The sequence below is a fragment of the Bordetella petrii genome, assembly GCF_000067205.1.
In the GTDB taxonomy this organism is placed as follows: Bacteria; Pseudomonadota; Gammaproteobacteria; order Burkholderiales; family Burkholderiaceae_B; genus Bordetella_A; species Bordetella_A petrii.
The window spans coordinates 2,969,222-2,995,811 of record NC_010170.1 but is presented as its reverse complement, the minus strand read 5'-3'; the positions used below and the strand labels follow the sequence as shown (position 1 = coordinate 2,995,811).

Sequence of the window (26,590 nt, the reverse complement as noted above, 5' to 3'; positions counted from 1 at the left end):
ATGACTAGCATGGATGCCAAAAGGGTGGTGCAGGTCGAAGGCCTGACCGTCCGCTTCAACACTCCGGAGCGCGTGGTCGAAGCCGTGCGCGATGTCTCTTTTCACGTCGATCGCGGCGAGACGCTGGCCATCGTGGGCGAGTCCGGTTCCGGCAAGTCGGTCACGTCCCTGGCGCTGATGCGCCTGGTGGAATACGGAGGCGGGCGCATCGTGCGCGGCGACATGCAGCTGCGCCGGCGCAATGGCGACGTGCTCGACCTGGCGCATGCCGGCGAAAACGTGCTGCAACGGGTGCGCGGCGCCGATGTCGCCATGATCTTCCAAGAGCCCATGACCTCGCTGAATCCCAGCTTCACGGCGGGGGCGCAAATCGCCGAGGCGCTGCAACTGCACCAGGGCCTGGATGCGTCGGCGGCGCGCGCCGAGACCCTGCGCATGCTCGAACGGGTGCGCATTCCTGAAGCGCGCGCCATTCTCGACCGCTATCCGCACCAGTTGTCGGGGGGCATGCGCCAACGCGTCATGATCGCCATGGCGCTGTCGTGCAAGCCGCAACTGTTGATTGCCGACGAGCCCACCACCGCGCTGGACGTCACCATCCAGGCGCAGATTCTGCAGCTTATCCGCCAGCTCCAGGAAGAAATGGACATGGGCGTGATCTTCATCACGCACGACATGGGCGTGGTGGCCGAAGTGGCCGACCGCGTGCTGGTGATGTACCGTGGCGACAAGGTCGAAGAAGGCGGGTCCGATGCCATTTTCGCCGCGCCGCGCCATGCCTATACGCGCGCGCTGTTGTCGGCCGTGCCGCGCCTGGGAGCCATGCGGGGCACCAACGAACCCGCGCCGTTCCCGCTGCTGCGCGTCGAAGATGCCGAGGCCGGCGCCCGGCCAGCGGTCGATGCGCCCGGCGCGACCCGCGCGGCCAGCACGGTGCGCCGCGACGGCGGGCCGGTGTTGCGGGTCAAAGACCTGGTCACCCGCTTCGACATCGCGGGCGGCCTCCTGGGCCGCGTGCAGAAGCGTGTGCACGCGGTCGAGCGCGTCAGCTTCGACCTTTACCCCGGCGAAACCCTGGCCCTGGTGGGCGAATCGGGTTGCGGCAAAACCACCACCGGCCGTTCGCTGCTGCAGCTGGTCAAGAGCCAGGGCGGCCGCATCGAGTTCGACGGCCAGGACATCGGCGCGCTGCGCGGCGCGGCCATGCAACACCTGCGCCGCCACATCCAGTTCATTTTCCAGGACCCGTTCGCTTCGCTCGATCCCCGCATGACGGTCGGCTATTCCATCATGGAGCCGTTGCTGATCCATGGCGTGGCCAAGGGCAAGGCCGCGCAAGAGCGTGTGCGCTGGCTGATGGACAAATGCGGGCTGTCGCCCGACATGATCGACCGCTATCCCCACGAATTCTCGGGCGGGCAGCGCCAGCGCATCTGTATCGCGCGGGCCCTGGCCCTGAACCCCAAGGTCATCGTGGCCGACGAATCGGTGTCGGCGCTCGACGTCTCCATCCAGGCGCAGATCGTCAACCTGCTGCTCGACCTGCAGCGCGAGCTGGGCGTCTCGCTGCTGTTCATTTCGCATGACATGGCGGTGGTCGAGCGCATCAGCCACCGGGTGGCGGTCATGTACCTGGGCCAGATCGTCGAAATCGGCCCGCGCCGCGCCATTTTCGAGAATCCGCAGCATCCGTATACGCGCAAACTGATGGACGCCGTGCCCATCGCCGATCCGCAGCGCCGTCACCGCGCGCGCTCTTTGCTGGTCGACGAAATTCCCAGCCCGGTGCGCAAGGTGGGCGACGAGCCAGTGGTGGCGCCGCTGGTGCAGGTGGCCGACGGCCACTACGTGGCGCGCCACCCGGTGGGCGTGTACGCCTGAACCCAGGCCGGCCCCCCGGTCCCAGCCTGGCCGCACAGGTGTCCGGCGCGCAGAACAGGCGTCCTCGGCCCGCCGGACAGGCGCCCACCAGCTGTCTGACTCCGCAGGTGTCAGGCACCGAAATGCGCAGGGGCCATCTCAATAGTTCATCAGGTGTCTAACTCCGTAAGGTGTCAGACATAGAAATGCGCAGGGGCCATCTCAATAGTTCGTCAGGTGTCTGACTCCGTAAGGTGTCAGACATAGAAATGTGCAGGGGCCATCTCAATAGTTCGTCAGGTGTCTGACTCCGTAAGGTGTCAGACATAGAAATGCGCAGGAGCCATCTCAATAGTTCATCAGGTGTCTGACTCCGTAAGGTGTCAGACATAGAAATGCGCAGGAGCCATCTCAATAGTTCATCAGGTGTCTGACTCCGTAAGGTGTCAGACACCGAGGCGGGCAGAGCCTCCTCAATCGCACAGTGTCCGGCCCCTGCGAAAGCAGGCCCCCCGGCGCTCCTCGGCCCTCCCCAAAGGCCAGTCCTCCAAAGCCCGTCCCCGATTTTTCCCTGCAGTGCAACATTTCTACCCCGCATTTTGATAAAGTGATGGGATCGACGGCTTTTTCTCATCTTTCACTTCAAGAGCATTGAACATGACGCAAGCAGTAGGCCTGGTTGGCTGGCGCGGCATGGTCGGTTCCGTTCTCATGCAACGCATGCGCGACGAAAACGACTTCGCCCTGATCGACCCCGTATTTTTCTCCACCAGCAATGCCGGTGGCGCCGCGCCCACCTGGGCCGACGGCGCGGGCCCGCTGCAAAATGCCTACGACATCGACGCTCTGAAAAAACTGCCCATCATCGTCACGGCGCAGGGCGGCGACTACACCACCGAGGTGTACCCCAAGCTGCGCGGCGCCGGCTGGAACGGCATCTGGATCGACGCCGCCAGCACCCTGCGCATGAAAGACGACGCCATCATCGTGCTCGACCCGGTCAATCGCCCGGTCATCGACGCGGCGCTCAAGCGCGGCGTGCGTAATTTCATCGGCGGCAACTGCACCGTCAGCTGCATGCTGATGGGCCTGGCCGGCCTGTTCAACAACGACCTGGTCGAATGGATGACCTCCATGACCTACCAGGCGGCCTCCGGCGGCGGCGCCCAGCACATGCGCGAACTGCTTACCCAGTTCGGCCTGCTCAACCAGTCCGTCAAGCCTTTGCTCGACGACCCCGCCTCGGCCATTCTCGACATCGACCGGGGCGTGCTGCAGGCCCAGCAAGATCCGGCGCTGCCCCAGGAGCACTTTGGCGTGCCCCTGGGCGGCAACCTGATCCCCTGGATCGACAAAGACCTGGGCGACGGCATGTCGCGTGAAGAATGGAAGGCCGAAGCCGAAACCAACAAGATCCTCGGCCGCGGCCAGGCGTTCGGCACGCCGGCCACGCCCATCGACGGCCTGTGCGTGCGTATCGGCGCCATGCGCTGCCACAGCCAGGCGCTGACCATCAAGCTCAAGCGCGACGTCCCGCTTGACGAAATCGAGGCCCTGATCGCGCAGGGCACGCAATGGGCCAAGGTCGTGCCCAACACCAAAGAAGACAGCATGCGCGCGCTGACGCCGGTGGCCGTTACCGGCACCCTCGATATCCCCGTGGGCCGCCTGCGCAAGTTGTCGATGGGTTCGCAATACCTGGGCGCCTTCACCGTGGGCGACCAGTTGCTGTGGGGCGCGGCCGAGCCGCTGCGGCGCATGCTGCGCATTGCGCTGGCCGAAGCCTGAGCTTCGCCGCGCTGCCGGCACCGCGCGGCCCGCAAGGGCACGGCAAAGGCACCTGCGGGTGCCTTTGCGCTATATGGGCCGCGCCGCAGGCCGTGCGGCGGTTTGCCAATTTGTGAATCGCGTTCGATCCTTTACACTTTGCCAGCATTGGCCGGTAAACCGATACGTATAGCAGGATTTCCCACCATGACCTTGCGCTCGCGCCGCTATTCCCACACCCGTCGTATCAAAGCCCTGAACTGGGCCGTGGCCCTGGCTATCGGCGCGTCAATGGGCACGGCGGCGCAAGCGGCCACCGTGGGCCATTCGCGCGTGGTGTCCGCGCCGGGCGCGCCGCTGCAGGTGGTGGTTCCCCTTAACGGCCTGACCCCCGAAGAAGTCGCTTCACTGCGGGTCTCGCTGGCCGATGCCGGGGCGTGGCAGCGCGCCGGCCTGCGTCCCCCGGTGCCGCTGGACAGCGTGCGGGTGGCCATCCAGGACGGGGCCGACGCCACGCACAAGAACGTCCGCATCGTCTCGTCGCAACCGCTGGCCACGCCGGCGGTCGACTTGCTGCTTAATCTGCAGTCCAGCGCCGGCCAGCGGCAGGTGCAGGTCACCATCCTGGTGCCCCAGCGCGGCGCCGCGGCGGGCGTGCAGCCGGCGCGAGTGGGCACGGGCAGCAGTCAGCCGGCCACATCCGGTTCCGTCGCGGTGCGATCGGGCGATACGCTGTTTCGCATTGCACGCCGCAACGCGGTGCCGGACGCCAGCGTGTACCAGATGCTGGTGGCGCTGTGGCGCGCCAACCCGCAGGCGTTCATCCAGAACAACATGAACCTCGTGCGCGCCGGCGAGACGCTGTCCATCCCGGACGCGGCCACCGTGCGTGCCATCGATCCCGCTGAGGCCCGACGCATTTTCGCCGAGCAGGCCGAGGCCTTTGCACGCTATCGCGGCCGCGCGGGCGCCGATGTCGCCGGCGGCTCGGCCATCAATGCGGGGCGCGGAGCCGCGTCGGGTCAGGTGGGCCAGGCGCCCGCGCAGCAGGCCGCCACGGGATCGACGCCCCAAGACCGCCTGCGCCTGAGCGCGGCGACGCCCGACGAGGCGCAATCCGATGCGCGCACCTCCAGCGAGCACGCCATGCGTGACGCCCAGCAACGCGTCAATGCGCTGCAAGGCAACGTCGATGCCCTGAACCGCGCCGCGGACGGGCAGGGGGCCGCGGCCGATGGCGGTTCCGAGGGTGCGGCGGGCAGCGGGGCCGCCGGCGCAGCCGGGACTCCCGGTGCGGCAGGCGCGGCTGGCGCAGCAGGTGCGGCAGGTCCGGCAGGTGCGGCAGGCACTACCGGTGCGGCGGGCACTACCGGTGCAACGGGCACTACCGGTGCGGCGGGCACTGCCGGTGCAGCAGGCAGTACCGGTGCAGCAGGCACTACCGGTGCAGCAGGCACTACCGGTGCGGCGGGCACTGCCGGTGCGGCAGGCAGTACCGGTGCGGCAGGCAGTACCGGTGCAGCAGGTTCGACAGGCAACGCCGGCGCTACAGGCGCTGCCAGTGCCGCCAATGCTTCAGGCTCCACGGGCGCACCCGGGTCAGCGGCCGCCCAGGCCGATGGCGCAGCGGCGGCAGGCAAGACGCAGAATGAAGCCGTGCCCGGTTCGATCCCCGGCTGGCTGGCCGATAACCTGCTGGTCGTCGTGACGGCCGCGCTGGCCATCATCGTGCTCATCGTGGCATGGCTGCTGCGTCGAGCCGGCGCGCGCCGCGCCGACGAAGACGAATCGTACGGCGAGCCGGTCTTCGACAAAGCGGCGCTTGATCGCCGACTCGACGGCATCAGCCTCGACCTCGACCAGCCTCCCACTGACGAGCCGCGCCCCGGCGGGCCGCGCTGATCCGCATGCCGCGCATGGCATTGGGGCTGGCATACGACGGCTCTTCCTGGCAAGGCTGGCAAACCCAGCCGCACCGGCAGACAGTGCAGGACACGCTCGAAGCCGCGCTGGCCCGCTTCGCCGGCATCGACGGCTCGCTGCCCACCGTGTGCGCGGGCCGCACCGATACGGGCGTGCATGCGGCCATGCAGGTCGTGCATCTGGACACCCGCCTGGAGCGGCGCGCCGAATCGTGGGTGCGCGGCGTCAACGCCTTCCTGCCGCCCAGCATCGCGGTGCAGTGGGCGCAGCCGGTGCCCGACGATTTTCATGCGCGCTTTTCGGCGCGTTCGCGCACTTATCTTTACCTGTTGTGGCGCGGCCGGGTCCGCCCGCCGCTGTGGGCCGGGCGGGCCGGCTGGTGCTTTCAGCCGCTCGACGTGCAGGCCATGCGGCAGGCGGCATCCGCCTTGCTGGGCGAGCATGATTTTTCCAGCTTCCGTTCGTCCCAATGCCAGGCGCGTCACCCGGTGCGCACGCTGCACCGCCTGGACATCGACGAGCGCGGGCCGTTCCTGGTTTTTACGCTGCGCGCCAATGCCTTCTTGCACCACATGGTGCGCAATCTCATGGGGGCGCTGCTTCAAATAGGGCAGGGCCGCCAGCCTGTGGCGTGGATGCCGGCCGTGCTGGCGGCGCGCGATCGCCGCCTGGCCGCGCCCACCTTCGCGGCCGATGGGCTGTATCTGTCCGCGATCGAATATCCGCCTGAATACAAGCTGAACGACACGGACGGCAGCGGGCAGCTACTGTCGCCTTTTACATTTGCTTAAGGGTTATCAGCAGGAAGGCACCAATCAAGAATCCCTATATGATTGCGAACGAAAAAAAAACGGCAGCCTCTACACGAGCTGCCGTTTGCGCGGCCGTTTTACACGAATGGCGCGCGCATGCACCGCTTCCAACCAGGAGACTCCCGTAATGCAACGTCGTTCGTTCCTCAAAAAGGCCACCCTGGGTGCCGCCGCCGCTGGCGGCGCTACGCTCGCCGCGCCGGTCCTGGCGCAAGAATCCCCCACGCTCAACTGGCGCCTGGCCTCCAGCTTCCCGCGCAGTGCCGATGCCATCTATACCGGCGGGGAAAACCTGGCCAAGTACGTGGCCGAAGCCACTGATGGCAAATTCAACATCCGGGCCTTCCCCGCGGGCGAAATCGTTCCCGCGCTGCAAGTGCTCGACGCGGTGCAGAACAACACTATCGAGTGCGGCCACACCGCCTCGTATTATTACTTTGGCAAAGACCCCGCGCTGTGCTTCGACGGCGCCGTGCCGTTCGGCCTGAATACCCGCCAGATGAACGCCTGGATGCGTCATGGCAACGGCCTGAAGCTCACCCGCGAACTGTTCCAGAAGTACAACATCGTGAACTTCCCCTGCGGCTATACCGGCACGCAGATGGGCGGCTGGTTCCGCAACGAGATCAAGACCGTCGATGACCTCAAGGGCCTGAAGTTCCGTGCCAGCGCGTTCGCGGGCGCCGTGTTGTCGCGTCTGGGCGTCGTGCCGCAGCAGATCGCCGGCGGCGACATCTACCCCTCGCTCGAAAAGGGCACCATCGACGCCGCCGAATGGATCGGCCCGTACGACGACGAAAAACTGGGCTTCCACAAGGTTGCCAAGAACTACTACTTCCCGGGTTGGTGGGAAGGCACGCTGCAGGTGTCGCTGTACGTGAACCAGGACGTCTACAACAAGCTGCCCAAGCATTACCAGGCGGCGCTGGCGCAGGCCTCCGCGGCCGCCACGGCCGACATGATCGCCAAGTACGACGCCGAGAACCCGGCCGCTCTGCGCCGCCTGGTGTCGCAAGGCGCGCAGCTCAAGGCGTTCCCCAAGGCCGTCATGGACGCGTGCTACGCCGAGGCGAACAAGGTCTACGCCGAATTCTCGGCCAAAGACCCCATGTTCAAGAAGGTCTATGACGACATGGTGGCTTTCCGCGACAACGAAATCCCCTGGTTCCGCGTCGCCGAAGGCAGCTTCGACGGCTTCATGGGCACCATCGGCCGCAACAAGTAGGCGGGCCGCCCACGGGAAGCAAACGGGCGGGTTGACTCGGCGTTATAAAATCGCCGGTTCAGCCCGCCGCAGCGCTCGCCACAAGCCGGTTCTGCACGGGTGCCGCATGCCGACCCCAGCCGCCGGACACCCCGAGGCCCTCCCGCATGCCCAGACCTCCGCCGAAATCGGGCGCGGGGCTCATTCTCTTTCCAGATATTTATTTCCATCATGAAAGCATTACTCGCTCTATCGCGCGGCATAGACGCGCTGAATCTGCGGGTTGGCCGGGCTGTCACATGGATCACGCTGCTGGTGGTGCTGGTCAGCGCCGGCAACGCGGTGGTCCGCAAGGTGTTCGAGATGAGCTCGAACGCGTGGCTGGAGCTGCAGTGGTACATGTTTGGCGCCATGTTCCTGCTGACGGCGGGCTATACCCTTCTGAAGAACGAACACGTGCGCGTGGACATCCTGTCGTCGCGGCTGTCCAAGCGCACGCAGATCTACATCGAAATTTTCGGGGTGCTGTTTTTCCTGTTGCCGATGGCGATCCTGATCATGTACCTGTCGTGGCCGATGTTCATGGATTCGTACGTGAGCAACGAGCAGTCGTCGAACTCGGGCGGGCTGGTGCGCTGGCCGGTCAAGCTGATGATTCCGGTGGGTTTTGCGCTGCTGGTGCTGGCGGGTATTTCGCGGCTGATCAAGTGCGTGGGGTATCTGCGCGGACAGGCGCCCGATCCGCTGGCGCGCGCCGAAGGCAAGAGCGCCGAGGAGCAGCTTGCCGAGGAAATTGCCCGTGAAGCGCAGGCGCGCGAAGCGGCCCAGCAACAACAAAACAAGGGTCGCTGATCATGGAGTTTTTTATTGCGAACCTGGCGCCGATCATGTTCGGCACGCTGGTGGTGTTTTTGCTGCTGGGGTTCCCGGTGGCGTTCGCGCTGGCGGCCAACGGCATTCTGTACGGCCTGGTGGGTATGGAGCTGGGGCTGTTCAACGCGTCGCTGTTTCAGGCGTTGCCGCAGCGCGTGTTTGGCATCGTGGCCAACGACACGCTGCTGGCGGTGCCGTTTTTCACGCTGATGGGGCTGGTGCTCGAGCGCTCGGGCATGGCCGAAGATCTGCTTGAGACCATCGGGCAGGTCTTCGGGCCGCTGCGCGGGGGGCTGGCCATCGCGGTGGTGGTGGTGGGCGCGATGCTGGCGGCGACCACGGGGGTGGTGTCGGCCTCGGTGATCTCGATGGGGCTGATTTCGCTGCCGATCATGCTGCGCTATGGGTATGACAGGCGGCTGGCCACAGGGGTGATCGCGGCCTCGGGCACGCTGTCGCAGATCATTCCGCCGTCGCTGGTGCTGATCATCCTGGCCGACCAGCTGGGCCGCTCGATTGGCGACATGTACCGCGCGGCGATGGTGCCGGGGTTCCTGCTGGCGGGGTCGTACATTCTGTACGTGGTGGTGGTGTCGATCATCAAGCCGTCGATGGCGCCGGCGCTGCCCGAAGAGGCACGGGCGTTTCGCGAGCCCAACGGCTCGCGCGGCGGCCGTTCGCTGCTGGTGCTAATGCTGATTTCGGCAGTCTCGGCCTATGTGCTGACGCAGTGGCTAGAGAAGGACACCGCGCCGGTCGACGAGCAGGTGGTGCTCAGCCTGCTGCTGTGGGGGCTGACGGCGTTCGTGATCGCCATTGTGAACAAGGTGTTCAAGCTGGGGCTGCTGTCGGCGCTGGCCGAGCGGGTGACGTTCGTGATGATCCCGCCGCTGGCGCTGATCTTCCTGGTGCTGGGCACGATCTTCATCGGCGTGGCCACGCCCACCGAGGGCGGGGCGATGGGCGCGGTGGGCGCGATCATCATGGCGCTGATCCGCCGCCGGCTGACGCTGGACCTGATGCGCCAGGCCATGGACACCACCACCAAGCTGTCGTGCTTCGTGGTGTTCATCCTGGTGGGCTCGACGGTGTTCGGCCTGACCTTCCGCGGGGTCAGCGGCGATCTGTGGGTCGAGCACCTGCTGACCAGCGTGCCGGGCGGGCAGTGGGGCTTTCTGATCGTGGTCAGCCTGCTGACTTTCGTGCTGGCGTTCTTTCTGGACTTCTTCGAGCTGGCGTTCATCATCGTGCCGCTGCTGGGTCCGGTGGCCGACAAGATGGGCATCGACCTGATCTGGTTCGGGGTGCTGCTGGCGGTGAACATGCAGACCTCGTTCATGCACCCGCCGTTCGGCTTCGCGCTGTTCTACCTGCGTTCGGTCGCGCCCAAGGACGCGTACCGGGACAAGGTCACGGGTCAGCGCATCGAGCCGGTGACTACCGGGCAGATCTACTGGGGCTCGGTGCCGTTCATTGTGATCCAGCTGGCCATGGTGGTCACGGTCATGGTCTTCCCCGGCATCGTCATGCACTACAAGTCCGGTGTGTCCACCGTCGATCCCAGCACGGTCAAGATCGAGATCGAGTCCACGTACGGTACTAATATATATGGCAACGATGCGGCCGACCCGGCCGCGGCATTCAAGTAAATCGCCATGCGTACCCGCGTCAAGATCTGCGGTCTGACCCGCGAAGCAGACATCGCCTCGGCCGTGCAGGCCGGGGCGGACGCGATCGGGTTCGTGTTCTATCCGGGCAGCAAGCGCTATGTGCAGCCTGTCCTGGCGGCTCGGTTGCGCCGCACGGTCCCGGCGTTCGTTGACGTCGTGGCCTTGTTCGTCAATCCCGCGCCAGCCGACGTGCAGGCCGTGCTGGACCAGGTCGGCCCCGACTTGATCCAGTTCCACGGCGATGAATCCGCGGCCGAATGCGCCCGCTACGGCACGCGCTTTCTGCGCGCATTCCGCACGGGCGCCCCAGGCCTGGATACGCCCGGCAATCTGGCCGCCGCCTGCCGTGCATATGATGCGGCGGCGGGCTGGCTGTTCGACAGCTACAGCGCCGGCTACGGTGGCAGCGGGCAGGCCTTCGACCATGCCTTGCTGGCCGGTGTGCGCGCCGATGCCGCCGCGCGGCCGCTCATCCTGTCCGGCGGCCTGAACGCCGCCAACGTCGGGACCGCCATCGAAGCCTGCCGTCCCTGGGCTGTCGATGTCAGCTCCGGCGTCGAAACCGCGCCGGGCGAGAAATCGCCGGACAAAATCCGCGCTCTGCTCGACGCCGTGCGCCAAGCCGATGACCGCTTGCGTGGCCTATAAAAGCCATATATAATCTTTCTTCTTTGCAGGCGGTTAGCTCAGATGGTTAGAGCGCTACGTTGACATCGTAGAGGTCGTTGGTTCGATTCCAATACCGCCTACCAGAATTCCAGTGGGCTCCCGCCCGCTACATTGCCGCCCAGGCCTTCAGCCGGGCGGTTTTTTGTTTTCTGGCGTCGCCAGAAAGATGCTCGCCACCCGCCATGGATGCGCGTACTGTCCGAAGCGCTTCCCAAGCGGGCGGTCATGCTGCATTACCCTCGCGGCAAGGCATTTGAAACTTCGATTGACTTCCGGCCATAAGGCGCCCATAGTGGCCGTTGATCTTCAAGTGTCGTGATCGTCGTGCGGTCATGCACGGTTAACGTGCCATCATTGTCCACAGTCCTTCCTTGATCGTCTTTCCGAGCGATCGCTCGCATGTTGTCAAATTAAGGAAGTAACTATGGAAACCGGTATCGTCAAGTGGTTCAACGCAGACAAGGGCTTCGGCTTCATCATGCCCGAGAACGGCGGCAAGGACCTGTTCGCGCATTTCTCCGGCATTGAAAGCGAAGGCTACAAGTCCCTGGAAGAAAACCAGCGCGTCAGCTACGTGCAGACGCAAGGCGCCAAGGGGCCGCAGGCCACCAAGATCCGCGTTCTTTAAGCGGTTCTGCGCCCTTAAAAAGCCCTCTCCGGAGGGCTTTTTTCATGGCAGGTCATAACCAGCAGGCTGGGCGCGGGATCGCGTGCGCGGCCCTTGGCTACAGCGCCCAAAACGGTGTTCTGCGCGGCTGAGAGGGGGTGAATCAATATAGTACAATTATGATATAAAAAGTCTCAAAAAGTAGAGAATGGCGTTCTGGTCAGAATTCTGAGAAAGCGCTGCTTTTTAGGGGCGGAGTGTTACATCCGTGGTTTTTTTGGGGGCGCATGCGCGGCCCGCCAATGCCGCTCAGTTTTCGCGCTACATATATGATCAAGCCCGTTCTCGACTTGCCCCCTTACAACAAACCTGACCATGTGCGCGCTCTGGCCGAGGCCAAGCGGGTCGCACTGCTCATGGCGCCGCGTCTGGGGGATACCCTGTTAATGATGACGATGGCACGCAATCTGATTAGCCATGGGCGAGAAGTGACCATATTCGGTGATTACGCCTATGCTTTGCGGGCCTGGTTTCCAGGTATGGACATCCGGCCCTCGTTGCCGCAAAACGAGGCCCGCCAGACTCTAATCGACTTTGATTGCGCCGCGCAGATGCACGCGGGATGGCCGGCGTATGCGCTGCATGATCAGGCGCGTTCCTATTTTTACTACGATGCGCACGTCGTTGTGACGGGTAAGGGATTCATCAAAGTCAACCAAATACGCGACTACTGTCGCGACGCATTGAAGTTGCCAAATGCGTCGACGGACAATGGCCTGAGGCCTCTGATGGCTGGGCGTCTGCGCTCGCACCGGCAGCGCGTCGCAATACACCCTGCATCTACCAGCGAACAGCGTTGCTGGGCCGCTCGGCATTTCGTGGATCTCGGCCATCGGCTTAGCCGTCTAGGTTTTGATCCGGTGTATATTCTTGCGGCACATGAACGAGAGCGCTGGTCTTGCCTGGTTGACGCCGGTTTGAGCGTGCTCGACTCTTCAACATTGTCTGGCGTGGCCGAATTCATTCATGAGTGCGGTTGGTTCATTGGCAACGAATCCGGCATAGGTCACCTGGCATCAAATGTTGGCGTGCCCACCTTGACCTTGACGGGGCGCCCCACTCGGACGAAGGCATGGCGTCCTGGTTGGGCGCCTTCCTGCATCGTCTATCCGGCCTATATCCCAGGGGGGCGCCTACGCGACCGCTACTGGCGCGAATGGCTCAGGCCGGGCAGCGTGGTTTCAGCATTCAAGCGATTCGTACGCACCCATGAACAGAATATCGGCTGGCGTGCCGCGGTTAGTCATTCTGACCAGTAGACCTCAGTTTTCGACGAAATAGTCTTCCATGCCTGGTTTTTATTTGCGTAGTGTCGCGATACTCGCGCTGCTAGTCCCTGCCTTGGCGCTGACTAGCGCCGTCGGTGGGCCCATCATCATCTACACGAGCTCACTGATCGCACTGGTTGCCATGTGCGCGAACGCAGTCAAACACTGGGAGCCTTTCGAGTTCGGTGAGCTGTCCTGGATGTCAGTGGCGCTTGCCACGCCGCTGGCTGTCATGTTGGTGAACAGCGCTGTGCTGGGCATATGGAGCTCATCAGAATTAGAGAAACTGCTTCGCTTTGCGCTAGCTATTCCGGTGGCTTGGTTGCTCCTGCGGGTGCCACGGCGATGGTTGCAGCAAGTTCAATGGAGCCTCTTAGCAGGCGCCTATGCTGGCTCGGTAATGCTTTTTGTCATCATGCTGTCCCCGGACCTCGGGCGCGGGGCGGTGTCCGAGTATGGTGGGCGGTACAACGCCGTGGCATTCGCCGACTTGACGCTTTTCTTCGGACTGGCTTCCTGCCTTACGTTGCCTGGGCGCCTATCGCGTTTTTCCCGACTGGAAGCGGTCCTGAAAATATTCGTCGTGCCATTGAGTCTGTGGGCAGCATGGCTATCGCAGACACGGAGCTGTTGGGCGCTACTGGTCGTATTTGGTGTTGTCCTCTTGCTGGCGAATCGCCACTGGTCATTGCGTGCGAAGACAGCATTTGTGGCTGGGCTTAGCGCGTTTGTCGTGGCGGGTGCTGTATTTGCTTGGCATGCAAAAGAAAGCCGTTTTGCTGAGGTACGGCACGACCTAACTCGCTACGAGCATCAGGACCGCGATACTTCAGTCGGCATACGCTTGCAGCTGTGGCAAGCGTCCTGGTTGATGTTCAAAGAAAAGCCCCTGACGGGCGTCGGCGCGCCGAATTTTCGGGCGGAGCTGGCTCGCCTTCACGATCAAGGTGTAGTGACGAAACTCGTTGCAACCAAGTTCGGCGAACCTCACAACGATTTCCTGGGAGCGCTGGCCATGTATGGTCTGCCGGGGCTGTTGAGTATCCTCGCGCTGTATTTCATTCCTGCCGCGATTTTCTTTCGCCGCTTGGGAAGCAGCGATCCGGTGACTCACATGGGTGCCAAGCTGGGGTTGTTGTTTACCCTGGGCTATGCCACGTTCAGCCTGACGGAGATGATGTTTCGCAGCATGCGCAGTGTACCGATCTATGCCGTTACCGTTGTGGTTCTTTTCGCCTTGAGCTCAGAGCGCGCACGCTCAAAATTGGCTCGCAAATAGTGTCGACGTTCATCTTGCGCGCTACGGAAGGAATCAACGGAGAAAAAGAAGGGAAGGTACGAAAGCCGATCCTGGCTGCCTAACCGGTTGGGATCAGATTTCTGTCCTCTCCGGAGGGCTTTTCATGGTGCGTCATGGCCAGCAGGCGCGGCGGCGGGATCGCGTGCGCGGCCAGGCGCGAGTGACGCGCCTGATACCATTAGGCGGTTTTCCTGGATAATCTATCCAGGCAGCGCCGGTTTATCATCCGGCGCCGTTCCTTCTAAGCTGAGACTCCCATCGATGCACGAAGGAGCTTTTCCCATGGCTGATCATTCCATCAACGGCAAGGTGGCGCTCATTGCGGGCGGCGCCAAAAACCTGGGCGGCCTGATCGCCCGCGACCTGGCCGGGCAGGGCGCGCGCGCCGTAGTCATCCATTACAACAGCGCGTCGTCCCGCGAGGCGGCCGAGGCCACGGTGGCCGCGGTGCAGACCAGCGGCGCGCAAGGCGTGGCCTTGCAGGGCGACCTCACCACCGCAGGCGCGGTGGAAAAGCTGTTTGCCGACGCCATCGCGGCGGTCGGGCGGCCCGATATCGCCATCAACACGGTTGGCAAGGTGCTCAAGAAGCCGTTCACGGAAATCACCGAGGCCGAGTACGACGAGATGGCTGCCATCAACAGCAAGGCGGCATTCTTCTTCCTGAAAGAAGCCGGACGGCACGTCAACGATAACGGCAAGATCGTGACCCTGGTGACCTCGCTGCTGGGCGCCTTCACGCCGTTCTACGCGGCCTATGCCGGCAGCAAGGCGCCGGTCGAGCATTACACCCGCGCGGCCGCCAAGGAGTTCGGCGCACGCGGCATTTCTGTCAACGCGGTCGGCCCTGGTCCCATGGATACGCCGTTCTTCTATCCGGCCGAAAGCCCCGAGGCCGTGGCTTATCACAAGACCGCCGCCGCGCTGTCGGCCTTCTCGCCTACCGGCCTGACTCACATTGAAGACGTCGTGCCGTTCATCCGTCACCTGGTGAGCGACACCTGGTGGATGACCGGCCAGACCATCCTGATCAACGGCGGCTACACCACCAAATAGGAGGCGCATGCATACCCGGTTTCTGACTCTGGCGGGTGCCAGGCCGCCACTGCGCCGCGGCTGACCGACTCGCGGCATGGACAGGTTCGAGCAATACCGCGTTTTCGCGCAGGTGGCTGAGATGGGCAGCTTCATCAAGGCGGCCAACGCGCTGGGGATGCCGCGCGCTTCGGTGTCGGCGGCGGTCCAGCAACTCGAGGCCCAGGTGGGTGCTCGGTTGTTACATCGCACGACGCGCCAGGTGCGCGTTACCTCGGATGGCATGCAATTGCTGGACCGCGTTCGTCTGCTGCTGGCCGAGGTCGAAGACATCGATCAGCTGTTTCAGGCTGGCCAGCGGCAGGTCTCTGGGCGGCTCAATATTGATGCGCCCAGCCGCATAGCCCGCCGCCTGATCGCACCGATGCTGCCCGGCCTGCTGCGCCGCCATCCTCGGCTGCAGATCAGCCTGGGCTGCACGGATCGCGCCATCGACCTGATACGCGAAGGCGTCGACTGTGTGGTTCGGGTCGGTACGCTACATGACAGCAGCCTGGTGGCGAGGCCGCTGGGGCATGTCAGTATGGCCAATTGCGCCAGCCCGGCGTATTTGCGCGAGTTCGGCGAACCGCGCCAACCCGGCGACCTGTCCAGCGGCCACTGGGTGGTCGGCTATGCGCCGGCGGGCCTTGGCCGGCAGGCGGCATGGGAATACCAGCAGCGCGACGGCAATGTGCGCGTCATAGAGCTGCCCAGCCGTGTGCTCGTGGATAATGTCGAGAATTACATTGCCTGCTGCCTTGCGGGATTGGGCTTGATCCAGATACCGCGCTTCGACGTCCAGCATCTGCTGGCTGCCGGCGCGCTGGTAGAGGTAATGCCGGATAGCCCTGCGCCGCCCATGCCGGTAACGCTGCTTTATCCGCACCGGCGCCCGCGTTCGCGGCGCCTGATCGCATTCCTGGAGTGGTTCGAGTCCCAGATGCGGGCGCACCTGGATGCCTGAATCAGGCGCCGGGGCAGGGGGTATTGCCCTGTTCGCGGTGGGCGCGCAGACGTGCTCGCAGGGCGGACTCGAGTTCGCGCAGGGCGCTTTCCACCGGAACGTATGCCTGGCGGATGCGGGGCTGGTCTGCGGCTCGCAGGGCCTGGGACAGCAGATCGAAGGCGGGCAGCGTGTCACCGCTGCCCAGGAAGCAGGCCGTGCCCTTGGCGCGGTGCGCATGCTGCCGGGCGGTAGCAAGACAGCCGGCGAGAATGGCGTGCCGGATGTCGGACAGGTCGCTGCGGATTTGCGCCAATGCCTGTTCGAGCAGGGCGCGCCGGGCGGCGCTGTCGGGATACAGTGGCAGCAGGGCGTCGATGTGGAGCATGCGTATCAGGGGCCCGCCTTGTGGTCGAATTTTTCGTTCAGGTACAGCGCCAGCGCCAGGTCGTCGGCTAGCCCGAGTTTTTTCATGGCGCGCCGCTTGTGAGTGCTAATGGTCTTTTTGCTGCGCAGCAGACGGGCGGCGAGTTGCGTTACCGACAGGCCCTGGGCGATCTGGCGCAGCACTTCGATTTCGGCCGTGGTCAGGCGGGTGTCGGGATGGCGCGGCGCCGCAGTGTGCAAGGTGCCGTTCTTGTAGCTGATGAAATCGCCGGGTCTGCCGCGGCTGTGGGCGGCTCGGATCACCTCGACCAGCACTGGCATCGAGGCGGACTTGGGCAGGTAGCCATGGGCGCCGGCCCGGAATGCCGCGTATTCGGTTTCCGCGGGAGCGCCGGCCGAGAACGTGATGATGGCCATGTGCGGGTGCTGGCGCCGCAGGCGGCGGATGAAATCCATGCCGTCCCAGGGTTGGCGAGGCAGGTAGAAGTCGACCACCGCGACGTCGCACGGCTGGTGCTTCAGGCTGCGGACCAGCGCTTCAGAGGTGGTTTCCGCGTGCACGATGTCGAAGTCGGGTTGCGATCGCAGGTAGGCGGCCACCCCCAGCGTGATGACCGGATGGTCGTCCAGGATGGCGATGCGCAGGCGGTCGGTGGAGCCTGAAAGCAGCAGGTAGCGACGCGCCGGGCCTGGAGGCAGGGCGGCCGGATCAGCAGAGCGGGAGGCCGTAAATGGTGGCATGGTGGCGGGGCGGCGGGGCGGCGATGGAGTTTGCGCGGTCATCGGAGGGTACCCAGGCAGGGCGGCGTCTGGCGAAAGTGTCGGCCAAATAGGACGAATCTGTTGTCTGACATTTCAGATGTCAGCTGACGCAATTGCTGATGTGGCGGCTCCAGGCCCCGGGACGGCGGGCGCCGGGGATGCTACAATCTTTGACGATCGGCGCGCGTTGGTGCGTGCCGTACCCACACGGTTCTCAGCATGATGCCCTGCCCGACACGAACTACGACCGGAAACTTCCGCCCCATGTCGCGTTAGTTTTACCGTGCGTCGGGTTCCGCCATGTCAGGCGGCAGTCCCCAAGCAAGCAATCAGACGGAACGCGGCGGACAGCCGCGTTTGTCGTTTCTTCCCCAGGAATTTTCGATGGTACAGATCACTTTGCCAGATGGTTCGCAGCGTCAGTTTCCGGGGCCGGTCACGGTCGCCGAAGTCGCGCAGTCCATCGGCACCGGACTGGCCAAGGCCGCCCTGGGCGGCCGCGTGACCGAACCCGGTGGCGAGCCCCGGCTGGTCGACACCAGCTACCGCCTTGAGCACGACGCGCAGTTGGCCATCGTTACCGCCAAAGATGCCGACGGCCTCGACATGATCCGCCATTCCACGGCGCACTTGCTGGCCTATGCCGTGAAAGAGCTTTTTCCCGACGCGCAGGTCACTATTGGGCCGGTCATCGATAACGGCTTCTATTACGACTTCTCGTACAAGCGGCCCTTCACGCCCGAAGACCTGGCGGCCATCGAAAAGAAAATGACCGAACTCGCGCGCAAAGACGAAACCGTCACGCGCGAAGAATGGACGCGTGACGACGCCGTGGCCTACTTCAAGAGCATCGGCGAAGACTACAAGGCCGAGATCATCGCGTCGATTCCCGCCAACGAAACGCTCAGCCTGTACCGCGAAGGCAACTTCGTCGACCTTTGCCGCGGGCCGCACGTGCCTTCCACGGGCAAGCTCAAAGTTTTCAAGCTGATGAAGGTGGCCGGCGCCTACTGGCGCGGCGACAGCAACAACGAGATGCTCCAGCGCATCTACGGCACGGCGTGGGCTACCAAAGACGACCAGGACGCCTACCTGCACATGCTCGAAGAAGCCGAGCGCCGCGACCATCGCAAGATCGGCCGCGACCTCGACCTGTTCCATTTCCAGGACGAAGCCCCCGGCCTGATCTTCTGGCATCCCAAGGGCTGGGCGCTGTGGCAGCAGGTCGAGCAGTACATGCGCGCGGTCTACAACGACAACGGCTACCAGGAAGTCAAGGCGCCGCAGATCCTCGACCTGTCGCTCTGGAAGAAAACCGGCCATTGGGACAATTACCGTGAAAACATGTTCACGACCGAGTCCGAGAACCGCGTTTACGGGCTCAAGCCCATGAACTGCCCGGGTCACGTGCAGATTTTCAACGCCGGGCTGCACTCGTACCGCGAGCTGCCGCTGCGCTATGGCGAGTTCGGCCAGTGCCATCGCAACGAACCTTCCGGTTCGCTGCACGGCATGATGCGCGTGCGTGGCTTCACGCAAGACGATGGCCACATTTTCTGTACCGAAGACCAGCTGCAGGACGAATGCGCCGATTTCACCGCGCTGCTGCAGAAGGTGTACCGTGATTTCGGCTTTCACGAAGTGCTGTACAAGGTCGCCACGCGGCCTGAAAAGCGCATCGGCAGCGACGACATCTGGGACAAGGCCGAAACGGCGCTCATGGAAAGCCTGCGGCGCACCGGCTGCGAATTCGAGATCTCGCCGGGCGAGGGCGCTTTCTATGGCCCCAAGATCGAATACACCCTGAAAGACGCCATTGGCCGCCATTGGCAGTGCGGTACCGTGCAGGTCGATTTTTCCATGCCGGTGCGGCTGGGCGCCGAGTACGTCGATGCCCAGGACCAGCGCCGCGCGCCGGTCATGCTGCACCGGGCCATCCTGGGTTCGCTCGAGCGTTTTATCGGCATGCTGATCGAAAACCACGCCGGTGCGATGCCCCCGTGGCTGGCGCCGGTGCAGGCCGTGGTGTGCTGCATTTCCGAGCCGTCGGCCGATTATGCTGCGCAAATAACACAAACCCTGAAAAAACAAGGCTTTAGGGTACAGTCTGATTTGCGTGGTGAAAAAATCACTCGTAAAATCCGCGAGCACAGCCTGCAAAAGGTACCGTACATCCTTGTCGTGGGTGACAAGGAAAAGCAAAATGGAACGGTTGCCGTTCGCGGCCTGGGCGGTCTCGATCTCGGCGTCATTGCGCTCGAAGACTTCGCCGCCCGCCTGGCCGAAGACGTCGCCGCCCGACGGGATGTCGTTCAACCCGAAAGCAGTGCCAATTAAATCTTTTAGGAGTCGTCAACATCGCCACTGAAAAAGCCAATCGCATCAACGGTGAAATCCGCGTTCCCGAGGTGCGCCTGATAGGTCTGGACGGAGAACAGCTGGGCATCGTCAAGCTGGCCGACGCGTTCCGTCTTTCCGAACAAGCCGATGTGGATCTGGTCGAGATCGCGCCCAATGCCGATCCCCCAGTCTGCCGCCTGATGGACTACGGCAAGTTCAAATACCAGGAACAGAAACGGCAAGCCGAAGCCCGCGCCAAGCAGAAGGTCATCCAGGTCAAGGAAGTCAAATTCCGCCCGGCCACCGACGAAGGCGACTACCAGGTCAAGTTGCGCAACCTGCGCCGCTTCCTGGAAGAAGGCGACAAGGCCAAGGTCACGCTGCGGTTCCGGGGCCGGGAAATGGCCCACCAGGAACTTGGCATGCGCGTGCTCGAACGCGTGCGCGATGACCTGACCGAACTGGCCCAGGTCGAAGCCATGCCCAAGCTGGAAGGCCGCCAGATGGTCATGGTGCTGGCCCCCCGCAAGAAGAGCACGCCGGGCAAGGCCGACTCCGCCGGCTGACCCTCCAGCCCGTGCCTGGCTGGCCGCGCTGCGAGCCGGCCAGCCACGCCGGCCACGCCGGCGCGGGGTGCCCATTTACGCTACGATGTCGGTTTGGCGCGCCGCTGCCCGGGCACGGCGTGCGACCGGGATGTCCATACTATGCATGTCTTATTCGTAATCGACCCCCTGCCGCGCCTGAAGGCCTACAAAGACAGCTCCGTCGCCATGATGCGCGCGCTGGTTGCGCGCGGCCACACCCTCAGCGTGGCCATGCAGGGCGACCTGTTCATCGACGCGGGGGTCGTGCAGGCCCGCGCCACCGGCATCGAACTGGTGGCCGACGCCGATCTCCACGGCCACCACTGGTGGCGCGACACCGGCGCGGCGCAAGATGTTCCGCTGTCGCGCTTCGGCGCGGTGCTGATGCGCAAAGACCCGCCTTTCGACATGGAATACGTCTATTCGACGCACATGCTCGAATACGCCCAGGCGCAAGGGGCCAGGGTATTCAACGACGCCGCGGCCATTCGCAACCATCCGGAAAAGCTGGCGATCACCGAATTCGCAGAGCTCGCCGCGCCTACGCTCGTTACCCGCGACATGGCGCGCATCAAGGCGTTCCATGCCCACCACCAGGACGTCATCGTCAAGCCGCTCGACGGCATGGGCGGCACGGGCATTTTCCGCCTGCAAGCGGCCGAGCCCAACCTCAATGCCATCCTGGAAACGCTTACCGAAGACGGCACGCGCACCATCATGGCGCAGCGCTACATCCCCGAGATCGTCCAGGGCGACAAGCGCATCCTGCTGATCGGCGGCGAGGCCGTGCCGTATTCGTTGGCGCGCATTCCCCTGGCTGGCGAAACTCGCGGCAACCTGGCCGCGGGCGGGCGGGGGGTGGCGCAGCCGCTGTCCGAACGCGACCGTGAAATCGCCGCCATCGTCGCGCCCAGGCTGGCCGCACGCGGCCTGCTGCTGGTGGGGCTGGACGTAATCGGCGATTACGTTACCGAGGTCAACGTCACCAGCCCCACCTGTTTCGTGGAAATCGCCGAGCAAACCGGCTTCGACGTGGCGGGCATGTTCGCCCAGGCGCTGGAACGCGCGGCGGCGTAAGAGCATGACCGGCATCGTCATCGTCGTGCACGCGCCGCTGGGCGACGCCATGCGCGAATTCGCCGAACACGTGCTGGGCGACGGGGCCGGCCAGATGGCCGTGCACGATATCCAGCCCGACGAAACGCCCGACGACCGCGCGCCCGCCGTGCTGCGCGATATTCTCGCGGCCGATTCGGGGGCGGGCGTGCTGGTGCTGACCGATCTCATCGGCGCCACGCCCGCCAACATCGCCAAGCGGGCGGTGGCCGATGCCCAGGCGCAAGGCACACAATGCGCCCTGGTCGCCGGCCTGAATACCTCGATGCTGCTGCGGGCCCTGACCTCGCGTGACCGCAGTCTGGCCGAAACGCGCGAGAAGGCGCTGGCAGGCGGCGTGCAAGGCTGTTTGCGGGTAGACTGAACAGCCGTTTTTTGCCCTATTATGTCGGTGCATGGCACGGACCCCACGGCGACATGCGGATGCCGCGGCGGGAATGGCCATGCCGGGCTGTGTTTACCTAATTTCTATGCCTATTTCTGACATCGTCATTTCCAACAAGCTGGGCCTGCACGCGCGCGCGGCCGCCAAGCTGACCCAGCTGGCCAGCAAGTTCGGCAGCGAAATCTTCATCTCGCGCGGCGCGCAACGCGTCAACGCCAAGAGCATCATGGGAGTGATGATGCTGGCCGCCGGGCAGGGCGTCACCGTCCGGCTGGAAGCCTCGGGCGGCGATGCCGACCAGGCGCTTTCCGAAATCCAGAACCTGTTCGACAGCAAATTCGGTGAGCACGAATAGCACGCCTTCCAATCCCGCGCCGACGGGGCCCGGCCCCGTGGTGGCGCTGCATGGCAAGGGGGTGGCGCGCGGATACGCCATCGGCCGCGCGGTCGTCATGGGCGCCGCTTCGCTCGAAGTCGCGCACTATCGCATTGCCCCCGAAGACGTCGCGGCCGAAAGCGAGCGCCTGACCCAGGCGCTGGCCCGCGCCCAGGACGACCTGCTGCAAATGGCCGACAGCCTGCCGGCCGATGCGCCGCGCGAACTCGGCGCCATGCTGAACGTGCATCGCCTGTTGCTGGCCGACCCCTTGCTGGCCGAGCAGACCCGGGCCCTGATCGCCGAGCGCCACTACAACGCCGAATGGGCGCTGGCCGCGCAGGGGCAGATCCTGGGCGAGCAGTTCGACGCCATGGAAGACGAATACCTGCGCGAACGCGGGGCCGATGTCCGCCAAGTCATCGAGCGCGTGCTGCAGGTGTTGTCGGGCAGCACGGCCATGCTGCCCGATGCCGGCGCGCTCGACGGCGACGACCCGCTGGTGGTCGTGGCGCACGACATCTCGCCGGCCGACATGCTGCGCCTGCGCGGCGGGCGCTTCGCCGCCTTCGTTACCGACCTGGGCGGGCCCACCTCGCACACCGCCATCGTGGCGCGCAGTATGGGCGTGCCCGCGGTGGTGGCGCTGGGCAACGTGCGCGAGCTGGTGCGCGACGGCGACACCCTGGTGGTCGACGGGGCGGCCGGGGTGGTGCTGGTCAATCCCGGGCCGGTCATGCTGCAGGAATACCGCGACCGCCACGTGGCGTACATGGCCGAGCGCGCCGAGCTGGCGCTGCTGCGCGACGAGCGCGCCGTTACGCTGGATGGCATCGACATCGTGCTCAATGCCAACATCGAGCTGCCCGACGAAGCCGCCGCCGCGCTGGCCGCGGGGGCGCAGGGCATCGGGCTGTTCCGCAGCGAATTCCTGTTCATGGGGCGGCAGTCGCTGCCCGACGAAGAAGAGCAGTACCAGGCCTATGCGTCCGTGGTGCGGGTCATGGGCGGCCGTCCCGTCACGATACGCACGCTGGACATCGGCGCCGACAAGACGCTCGACGACGAGGCCACGGTGGCCACCAATCCGGCGCTGGGGCTGCGCGCCATCCGCTATTGCCTGGCCCATCCCGAAATGTTCGCCACCCAGTTGCGCGCCATTCTGCGAGCCTCCGCGCATGGCCACGTGCGCTTGTTGCTGCCCATGGTGACGCACATGCACGAGGTCACGGCCGCGCTGGCCGCCATCGAGTCGGCGCGCCGCGAACTCGACGCCAGCGGCCATGCTTATGCCGAGCGCCTCGAAGTGGGGGCCATGGTCGAAGTGCCGGCCATCGCCATCGCCATCGAACCTTTCGCCCAGGCGCTGGATTTCCTGTCCATTGGCACCAACGACCTCATCCAGTACACCCTGGCCATCGACCGCGGCGATCACGACGTGGCCAGCCTGTACGACCCGCTGCATCCCGCCGTGCTGCGCCTGGTGGCCAACACCATCAATGCCGGCGCGCGGGTCGGCAAGCCCGTGGCCGTATGCGGCGAAATGGCAGGCGATGCGCGCCTGACGCGGTTGTTGCTGGGCCTGGGCCTGACCGAATTCTCGATGCATCCGCAGCAACTGCTCGACGTCAAGCGGGAAATTCGCCGCGCCCACAGCAACGACCTGCGCGTCAAAGTGGCCGCCGCGCTGAACCGGGCGCTGCCGGTCGACCTGGATCTGCTCGACCAGGGCTGATCCCGCCCCATGACGGGCCGGGCGGCTACTCCCTGCGCCGTCTGGTGGGGCAGTGGTGTGAATCCATATGCTGCAATGCAAAAATATTGTGCCTGATGGAACGGGCTAGGGCATATCCGGTAGCCCCTCCGCGAGAACTGTACCTATTTGGCAACGAATTTGTTGATCAATCAAATTATGTTGTGGGGCAGCAATTTCAGGTCTAAGATGAATTGGCGTGGTTCCCTTTCATTCTTCTCAAGGAGCAGGTCATGGAAGATTCCACCCGCAGAGCCGCGAAACCGGGCAAACCGGCCGGCGGGGCGCCGAGCGCATGGCGCCGTTTTCATCAGCGTGTCACCGGTTTCCTGGAGTCGGTAGGCGAAATACTGCATGGCATGGACGAGGCTCGCCAGGTTCATCCCACCATTTCGGCCTACCACGATCACCGGCGCCGCTGAGCTGGCCTTTCTGCAGCCAGGCAAAATGCCAGTCTCGCGGCTGGCATTTTGTTATGTGCGCGGCCAGCGATAATGGGGCCTTACCGGAGGCCCGCATGCTTTTCATCGATACTGAACAGACCCGCCGCGTCCTGGCTTTTCCCGCCGTCATCGAGGCGCTGCGCGCGGCATTTCGCGACGGCGCCAGTGTGCCGCCGCGGCACGTGCATATTATCGAATCCGGCGGGGCGCAGGGCACCTCGCTGATCATGCCGGCCTGGAACGAGCACGGCTATTTCGGCGTGAAAGTCATCAATATCTTTCCGCAGAACACGCGCCAGGGGTTGCCGGGCCTGCACGCCGTCTACACACTGTACAGCGCGCGCACCGGGGTGCCGCTGGCGCAGGTCGACGGCGATGTAGTTACGGTGTTTCGCACGGCGGGCGCGGCGGCGCTGGGCGCGTCGTACCTGGCGCGCCAGGATGCGCGGGTGCTGCTGATCGTCGGCTCGGGGCGCATCGCGGGGCTGCTGGCGCCCGCCATGCGCGCCGTGCGGCCCATCGAGCGCGTGCTGGTCTGGAACGTGCGGCCGGCAGGCGCGCAGTCGCTGGCCGAATCGCTGGCACGGCAGGGCTTCGACGCGCAGGCGGTCGATTCGCTGGAGTCCGCCGTGCGGCAGGCCGATATCGTCAGTTGCGCCACGTTATCCACCGAGCCTCTGGTGCGCGGCGACTGGCTGCGGCCCGGCACCCACCTGGACCTCATCGGCAGCTTCAGGCCCGATATGAAAGAAACCGATCCCGCGTGTTTTGCCGGCGCCGAGGTCTATGTGGATACCGACGAGGCACCCACCAAGGCCGGCGACTTGCTGGCGGCATTCCAGGCTGGCGTGCTGGCGCCGCAGGACATCCGGGGCACGCTGACCGGCCTGATTACCGGCCGCGCGCCGGGCCGCCGCGACGACAGCGAGGTCACGGTGTTCAAGGCGGTGGGCAGCGCGCTCGAAGACCTGACCCTCGCGGCCATGGTGTACGAGGCCCACGGGCAGCCCAAGCCGGCCGCGCCTGGGGCAAAATAGCGCCTTGCGCCGCCGTGGCGCGCTTTCTTCCTTCACTCTGCCGGATCACTGCCATGTCCAATCCGCTGCTACGCCTGGCTGCCATCGCCGCCACCATCCTGCCGATGCTGTCCTGGTCGGCCCGCGCCGAAGTCGTGATCGGGGTCGATGTCTCGACCACCGGCCCGGCTGCCGCCATCGGCATCCAGACCAACAACGCCCTGCGCCTGTGGCCCGCCACGCTCGGCGGCCAGCCGGCGCGCTATGTCGTGCTGGACGATGGCACCGACGTCAGCCGCGCCGTCAAGAATCTGCGCAAGCTCACCTCCGAAGACAAGGTCGACGCCATCGTCGGCCCCAACATTACCGCCGCGGCGCTGGCCGGCCTGGACGTGCTGGCCGAAAGCGGCACGCCCATGGTGGCGCTGGCCGCCTCGGCCGTCATTGTCGAGCCGCCCGACGATCCCAAGCGCCGCTGGGCCTTCAAGATGCCGCAGAACGATTCGCTGATGGCCACCGCGCTGGTGCAGGATATGCGCCGCAAGGGCATCAAGACCGTTGCCTTCATCGGCTTCGCCGATTCGTATGGCGACAGCTGGTGGAATGAGTTCAGCAAGGCCGCCGGCAATGACATCAAGCTGGTGGCCCACGAACGCTTCCAGCGCAACGACGCGTCGGTCATGGGGCAGGTGCTTAAGGCCATGGCCGCCAAACCCGACGCGGTGCTGATCGCCGGGTCGGGCACACCGGCCGCCTTGCCGCAGAAAACCCTGGTCGAGCGGGGCTACAAGGGGCCCATCTACCAGACGCACGGCATTGGCACGCTCGAATTCCTGCAGGTGGGTGGCAAAGATGTCGAAGGCACGCTGTTCCCCACGGGGCCGGGAGTGGTAGCGCGCGAGCTGCCCGACGACAATCCGGTCAAGAAGGTGGCAGTGGCCTTTGCCGACAAGTACGAGGCCGAGCATGGCCCGCACTCGCTTACCCAATTCGCCGGCGATGCCTACGGGGCCTGGATGCTGCTCGATTCTGCGGTGGGGCGCGCGCTCCAGACCGGCGCCAAGCCGGGCACGCCGGAATTCCGCGCGGCGCTGCGAGACGCCATCGAAAATACCCGCGACCTGGTGGTGCCCAATGGCGTGCTGAACATTTCCAAGACCGATCACCAGGGGTTCGACGAACGCGCGCGGGTCATGGGCGTGATTCGCAACGGGCGCTTCTCCTACGCCGAGTAACAGGGCGGTTACACCGAGCGCGGGCCGCTGATCGAGGCCTGCACCCGGTAACCGCCATGCGCGGGCACGCGAAGCAGGCCATCGGCCTGCTTTTTTGTCGCTATATACTTTGTGTTGAAATGATTAATTAGCGTACTATTTCGCGTGAATTGATTCT

24 protein-coding genes and 1 tRNA gene are annotated in these 26,590 nt (G+C 64.6%); 23 read left to right on the top strand and 2 right to left on the bottom strand.

All coding sequences use genetic code 11. The features are described from left to right. Positions 1–9: 9 nt before the first annotated feature. The 14 genes from BPET_RS14440 to BPET_RS14375 all read left to right on the top strand — a co-directional run bounded on the left by BPET_RS14440 (position 10) and on the right by BPET_RS14375 (position 16,054). Complete coding sequence (locus BPET_RS14440) at positions 10–1,881, top strand: dipeptide ABC transporter ATP-binding protein (RefSeq protein ID WP_085970213.1); 1,872 nt, start codon at positions 10–12, stop codon at positions 1,879–1,881. 636 nt (positions 1,882–2,517) lie between these two features. Continuing rightward, complete coding sequence (gene asd, locus BPET_RS14435) at positions 2,518–3,648, top strand: aspartate-semialdehyde dehydrogenase (protein ID WP_012249756.1); 1,131 nt, start codon at positions 2,518–2,520, stop codon at positions 3,646–3,648. A 186-nt stretch (positions 3,649–3,834) separates the two neighbouring features. Continuing rightward, entirely contained in the window at positions 3,835–5,529 is a 1,695-nt protein-coding gene (locus BPET_RS14430; protein ID WP_012249755.1) for a type IV pilus assembly protein FimV, read from the top strand. 5 nt (positions 5,530–5,534) lie between these two features. After that, the gene (gene truA, locus BPET_RS14425; protein WP_012249754.1) at positions 5,535–6,341 is read left to right on the top strand and encodes a tRNA pseudouridine(38-40) synthase TruA; all 807 of its coding nucleotides are present in this window, start codon (positions 5,535–5,537) and stop codon (positions 6,339–6,341) included. A 148-nt stretch (positions 6,342–6,489) separates the two neighbouring features. Then, positions 6,490–7,587 carry a TRAP transporter substrate-binding protein gene (locus BPET_RS14420; RefSeq protein ID WP_041862936.1) on the top strand — a complete coding sequence of 366 codons (1,098 nt, stop codon included), beginning with the start codon at positions 6,490–6,492 and terminating at the stop codon, positions 7,585–7,587. Positions 7,588–7,797: 210 nt separating this feature from the next. Beyond that, complete coding sequence (locus BPET_RS14415; RefSeq protein WP_012249752.1) at positions 7,798–8,418, top strand: TRAP transporter small permease subunit; 621 nt, start codon at positions 7,798–7,800, stop codon at positions 8,416–8,418. A gap of 2 nt (positions 8,419–8,420) precedes the next feature. Further along, a complete protein-coding gene (locus BPET_RS14410) occupies positions 8,421–10,088 on the top strand; it encodes a TRAP transporter large permease (protein WP_012249751.1) in 1,668 nt (555 codons plus the stop codon). 6 nt (positions 10,089–10,094) lie between these two features. After that, positions 10,095–10,757, top strand: coding sequence for a phosphoribosylanthranilate isomerase (locus BPET_RS14405; RefSeq protein WP_012249750.1), 663 nt, complete (start codon positions 10,095–10,097; stop codon positions 10,755–10,757). Positions 10,758–10,784: 27 nt separating this feature from the next. Continuing rightward, positions 10,785–10,861 (top strand) — tRNA-Val (locus BPET_RS14400). Between the two features lie 341 nt (positions 10,862–11,202). Beyond that, positions 11,203–11,406, top strand: coding sequence for a cold-shock protein (locus BPET_RS14395; RefSeq protein WP_012249749.1), 204 nt, complete (start codon positions 11,203–11,205; stop codon positions 11,404–11,406). Between the two features lie 308 nt (positions 11,407–11,714). After that, complete coding sequence (locus BPET_RS14390) at positions 11,715–12,704, top strand: glycosyltransferase family 9 protein (protein WP_041863981.1); 990 nt, start codon at positions 11,715–11,717, stop codon at positions 12,702–12,704. Positions 12,705–12,732: 28 nt separating this feature from the next. Continuing rightward, on the top strand, positions 12,733–13,992 hold the full coding sequence (locus BPET_RS14385) for an O-antigen ligase family protein (RefSeq protein ID WP_012249747.1): 1,260 nt from the start codon (positions 12,733–12,735) through the stop codon (positions 13,990–13,992). Between the two features lie 303 nt (positions 13,993–14,295). Further along, positions 14,296–15,069: an SDR family oxidoreductase gene (locus BPET_RS14380; protein ID WP_012249746.1), complete on the top strand. Its 774-nt coding sequence runs from the start codon at positions 14,296–14,298 to the stop codon at positions 15,067–15,069. Positions 15,070–15,145: 76 nt separating this feature from the next. Continuing rightward, positions 15,146–16,054 carry a LysR family transcriptional regulator gene (locus tag BPET_RS14375; RefSeq protein WP_012249745.1) on the top strand — a complete coding sequence of 303 codons (909 nt, stop codon included), beginning with the start codon at positions 15,146–15,148 and terminating at the stop codon, positions 16,052–16,054. A 1-nt stretch (position 16,055) separates the two neighbouring features. Here the strand turns inward: BPET_RS14375 and BPET_RS14370 are convergent, their stop codons facing one another. Both BPET_RS14370 and BPET_RS14365 read right to left on the bottom strand, forming a co-directional pair. Beyond that, on the bottom strand, positions 16,056–16,421 hold the full coding sequence (locus BPET_RS14370; protein ID WP_012249744.1) for a hypothetical protein: 366 nt from the start codon (positions 16,419–16,421) through the stop codon (positions 16,056–16,058). Positions 16,422–16,426: 5 nt separating this feature from the next. Then, positions 16,427–17,161 carry a response regulator transcription factor gene (locus tag BPET_RS14365; protein WP_041862934.1) on the bottom strand — a complete coding sequence of 245 codons (735 nt, stop codon included), beginning with the start codon at positions 17,159–17,161 and terminating at the stop codon, positions 16,427–16,429. A 405-nt stretch (positions 17,162–17,566) separates the two neighbouring features. On the opposite strand from BPET_RS14365, the gene thrS reads away from it, so the two are divergent. The 9 genes from thrS to BPET_RS14320 all read left to right on the top strand — a co-directional run bounded on the left by thrS (position 17,567) and on the right by BPET_RS14320 (position 26,433). Next, positions 17,567–19,519, top strand: a complete 1,953-nt coding sequence (gene thrS, locus BPET_RS14360) for a threonine--tRNA ligase (RefSeq protein WP_012249742.1) — start codon at positions 17,567–17,569, stop codon at positions 19,517–19,519. Between the two features lie 20 nt (positions 19,520–19,539). Then, entirely contained in the window at positions 19,540–20,088 is a 549-nt protein-coding gene (infC, locus tag BPET_RS14355; protein ID WP_041862932.1) for a translation initiation factor IF-3, read from the top strand. A gap of 141 nt (positions 20,089–20,229) precedes the next feature. Continuing rightward, positions 20,230–21,186 (top strand): glutathione synthase, encoded by a 957-nt coding sequence (gshB, locus tag BPET_RS14350; RefSeq protein ID WP_012249740.1) that lies wholly within the window; start codon positions 20,230–20,232, stop codon positions 21,184–21,186. Between the two features lie 4 nt (positions 21,187–21,190). After that, positions 21,191–21,589, top strand: a complete 399-nt coding sequence (locus BPET_RS14345) for a PTS sugar transporter subunit IIA (protein ID WP_012249739.1) — start codon at positions 21,191–21,193, stop codon at positions 21,587–21,589. A 106-nt stretch (positions 21,590–21,695) separates the two neighbouring features. Further along, positions 21,696–21,965 carry an HPr family phosphocarrier protein gene (locus BPET_RS14340; RefSeq protein WP_012249738.1) on the top strand — a complete coding sequence of 90 codons (270 nt, stop codon included), beginning with the start codon at positions 21,696–21,698 and terminating at the stop codon, positions 21,963–21,965. 61 nt (positions 21,966–22,026) lie between these two features. Next, complete coding sequence (gene ptsP / locus BPET_RS14335) at positions 22,027–23,721, top strand: phosphoenolpyruvate--protein phosphotransferase (RefSeq protein WP_012249737.1); 1,695 nt, start codon at positions 22,027–22,029, stop codon at positions 23,719–23,721. Between the two features lie 251 nt (positions 23,722–23,972). Further along, positions 23,973–24,161 (top strand): XRE family transcriptional regulator, encoded by a 189-nt coding sequence (locus BPET_RS26640; RefSeq protein ID WP_151208966.1) that lies wholly within the window; start codon positions 23,973–23,975, stop codon positions 24,159–24,161. Positions 24,162–24,256: 95 nt separating this feature from the next. After that, the gene (lhpI, locus tag BPET_RS14325; RefSeq protein WP_012249735.1) at positions 24,257–25,219 is read left to right on the top strand and encodes a bifunctional Delta(1)-pyrroline-2-carboxylate/Delta(1)-piperideine-2-carboxylate reductase; all 963 of its coding nucleotides are present in this window, start codon (positions 24,257–24,259) and stop codon (positions 25,217–25,219) included. 53 nt (positions 25,220–25,272) lie between these two features. Next, positions 25,273–26,433 carry an ABC transporter substrate-binding protein gene (locus tag BPET_RS14320; protein ID WP_012249734.1) on the top strand — a complete coding sequence of 387 codons (1,161 nt, stop codon included), beginning with the start codon at positions 25,273–25,275 and terminating at the stop codon, positions 26,431–26,433. Positions 26,434–26,590 lie beyond the last annotated feature (157 nt).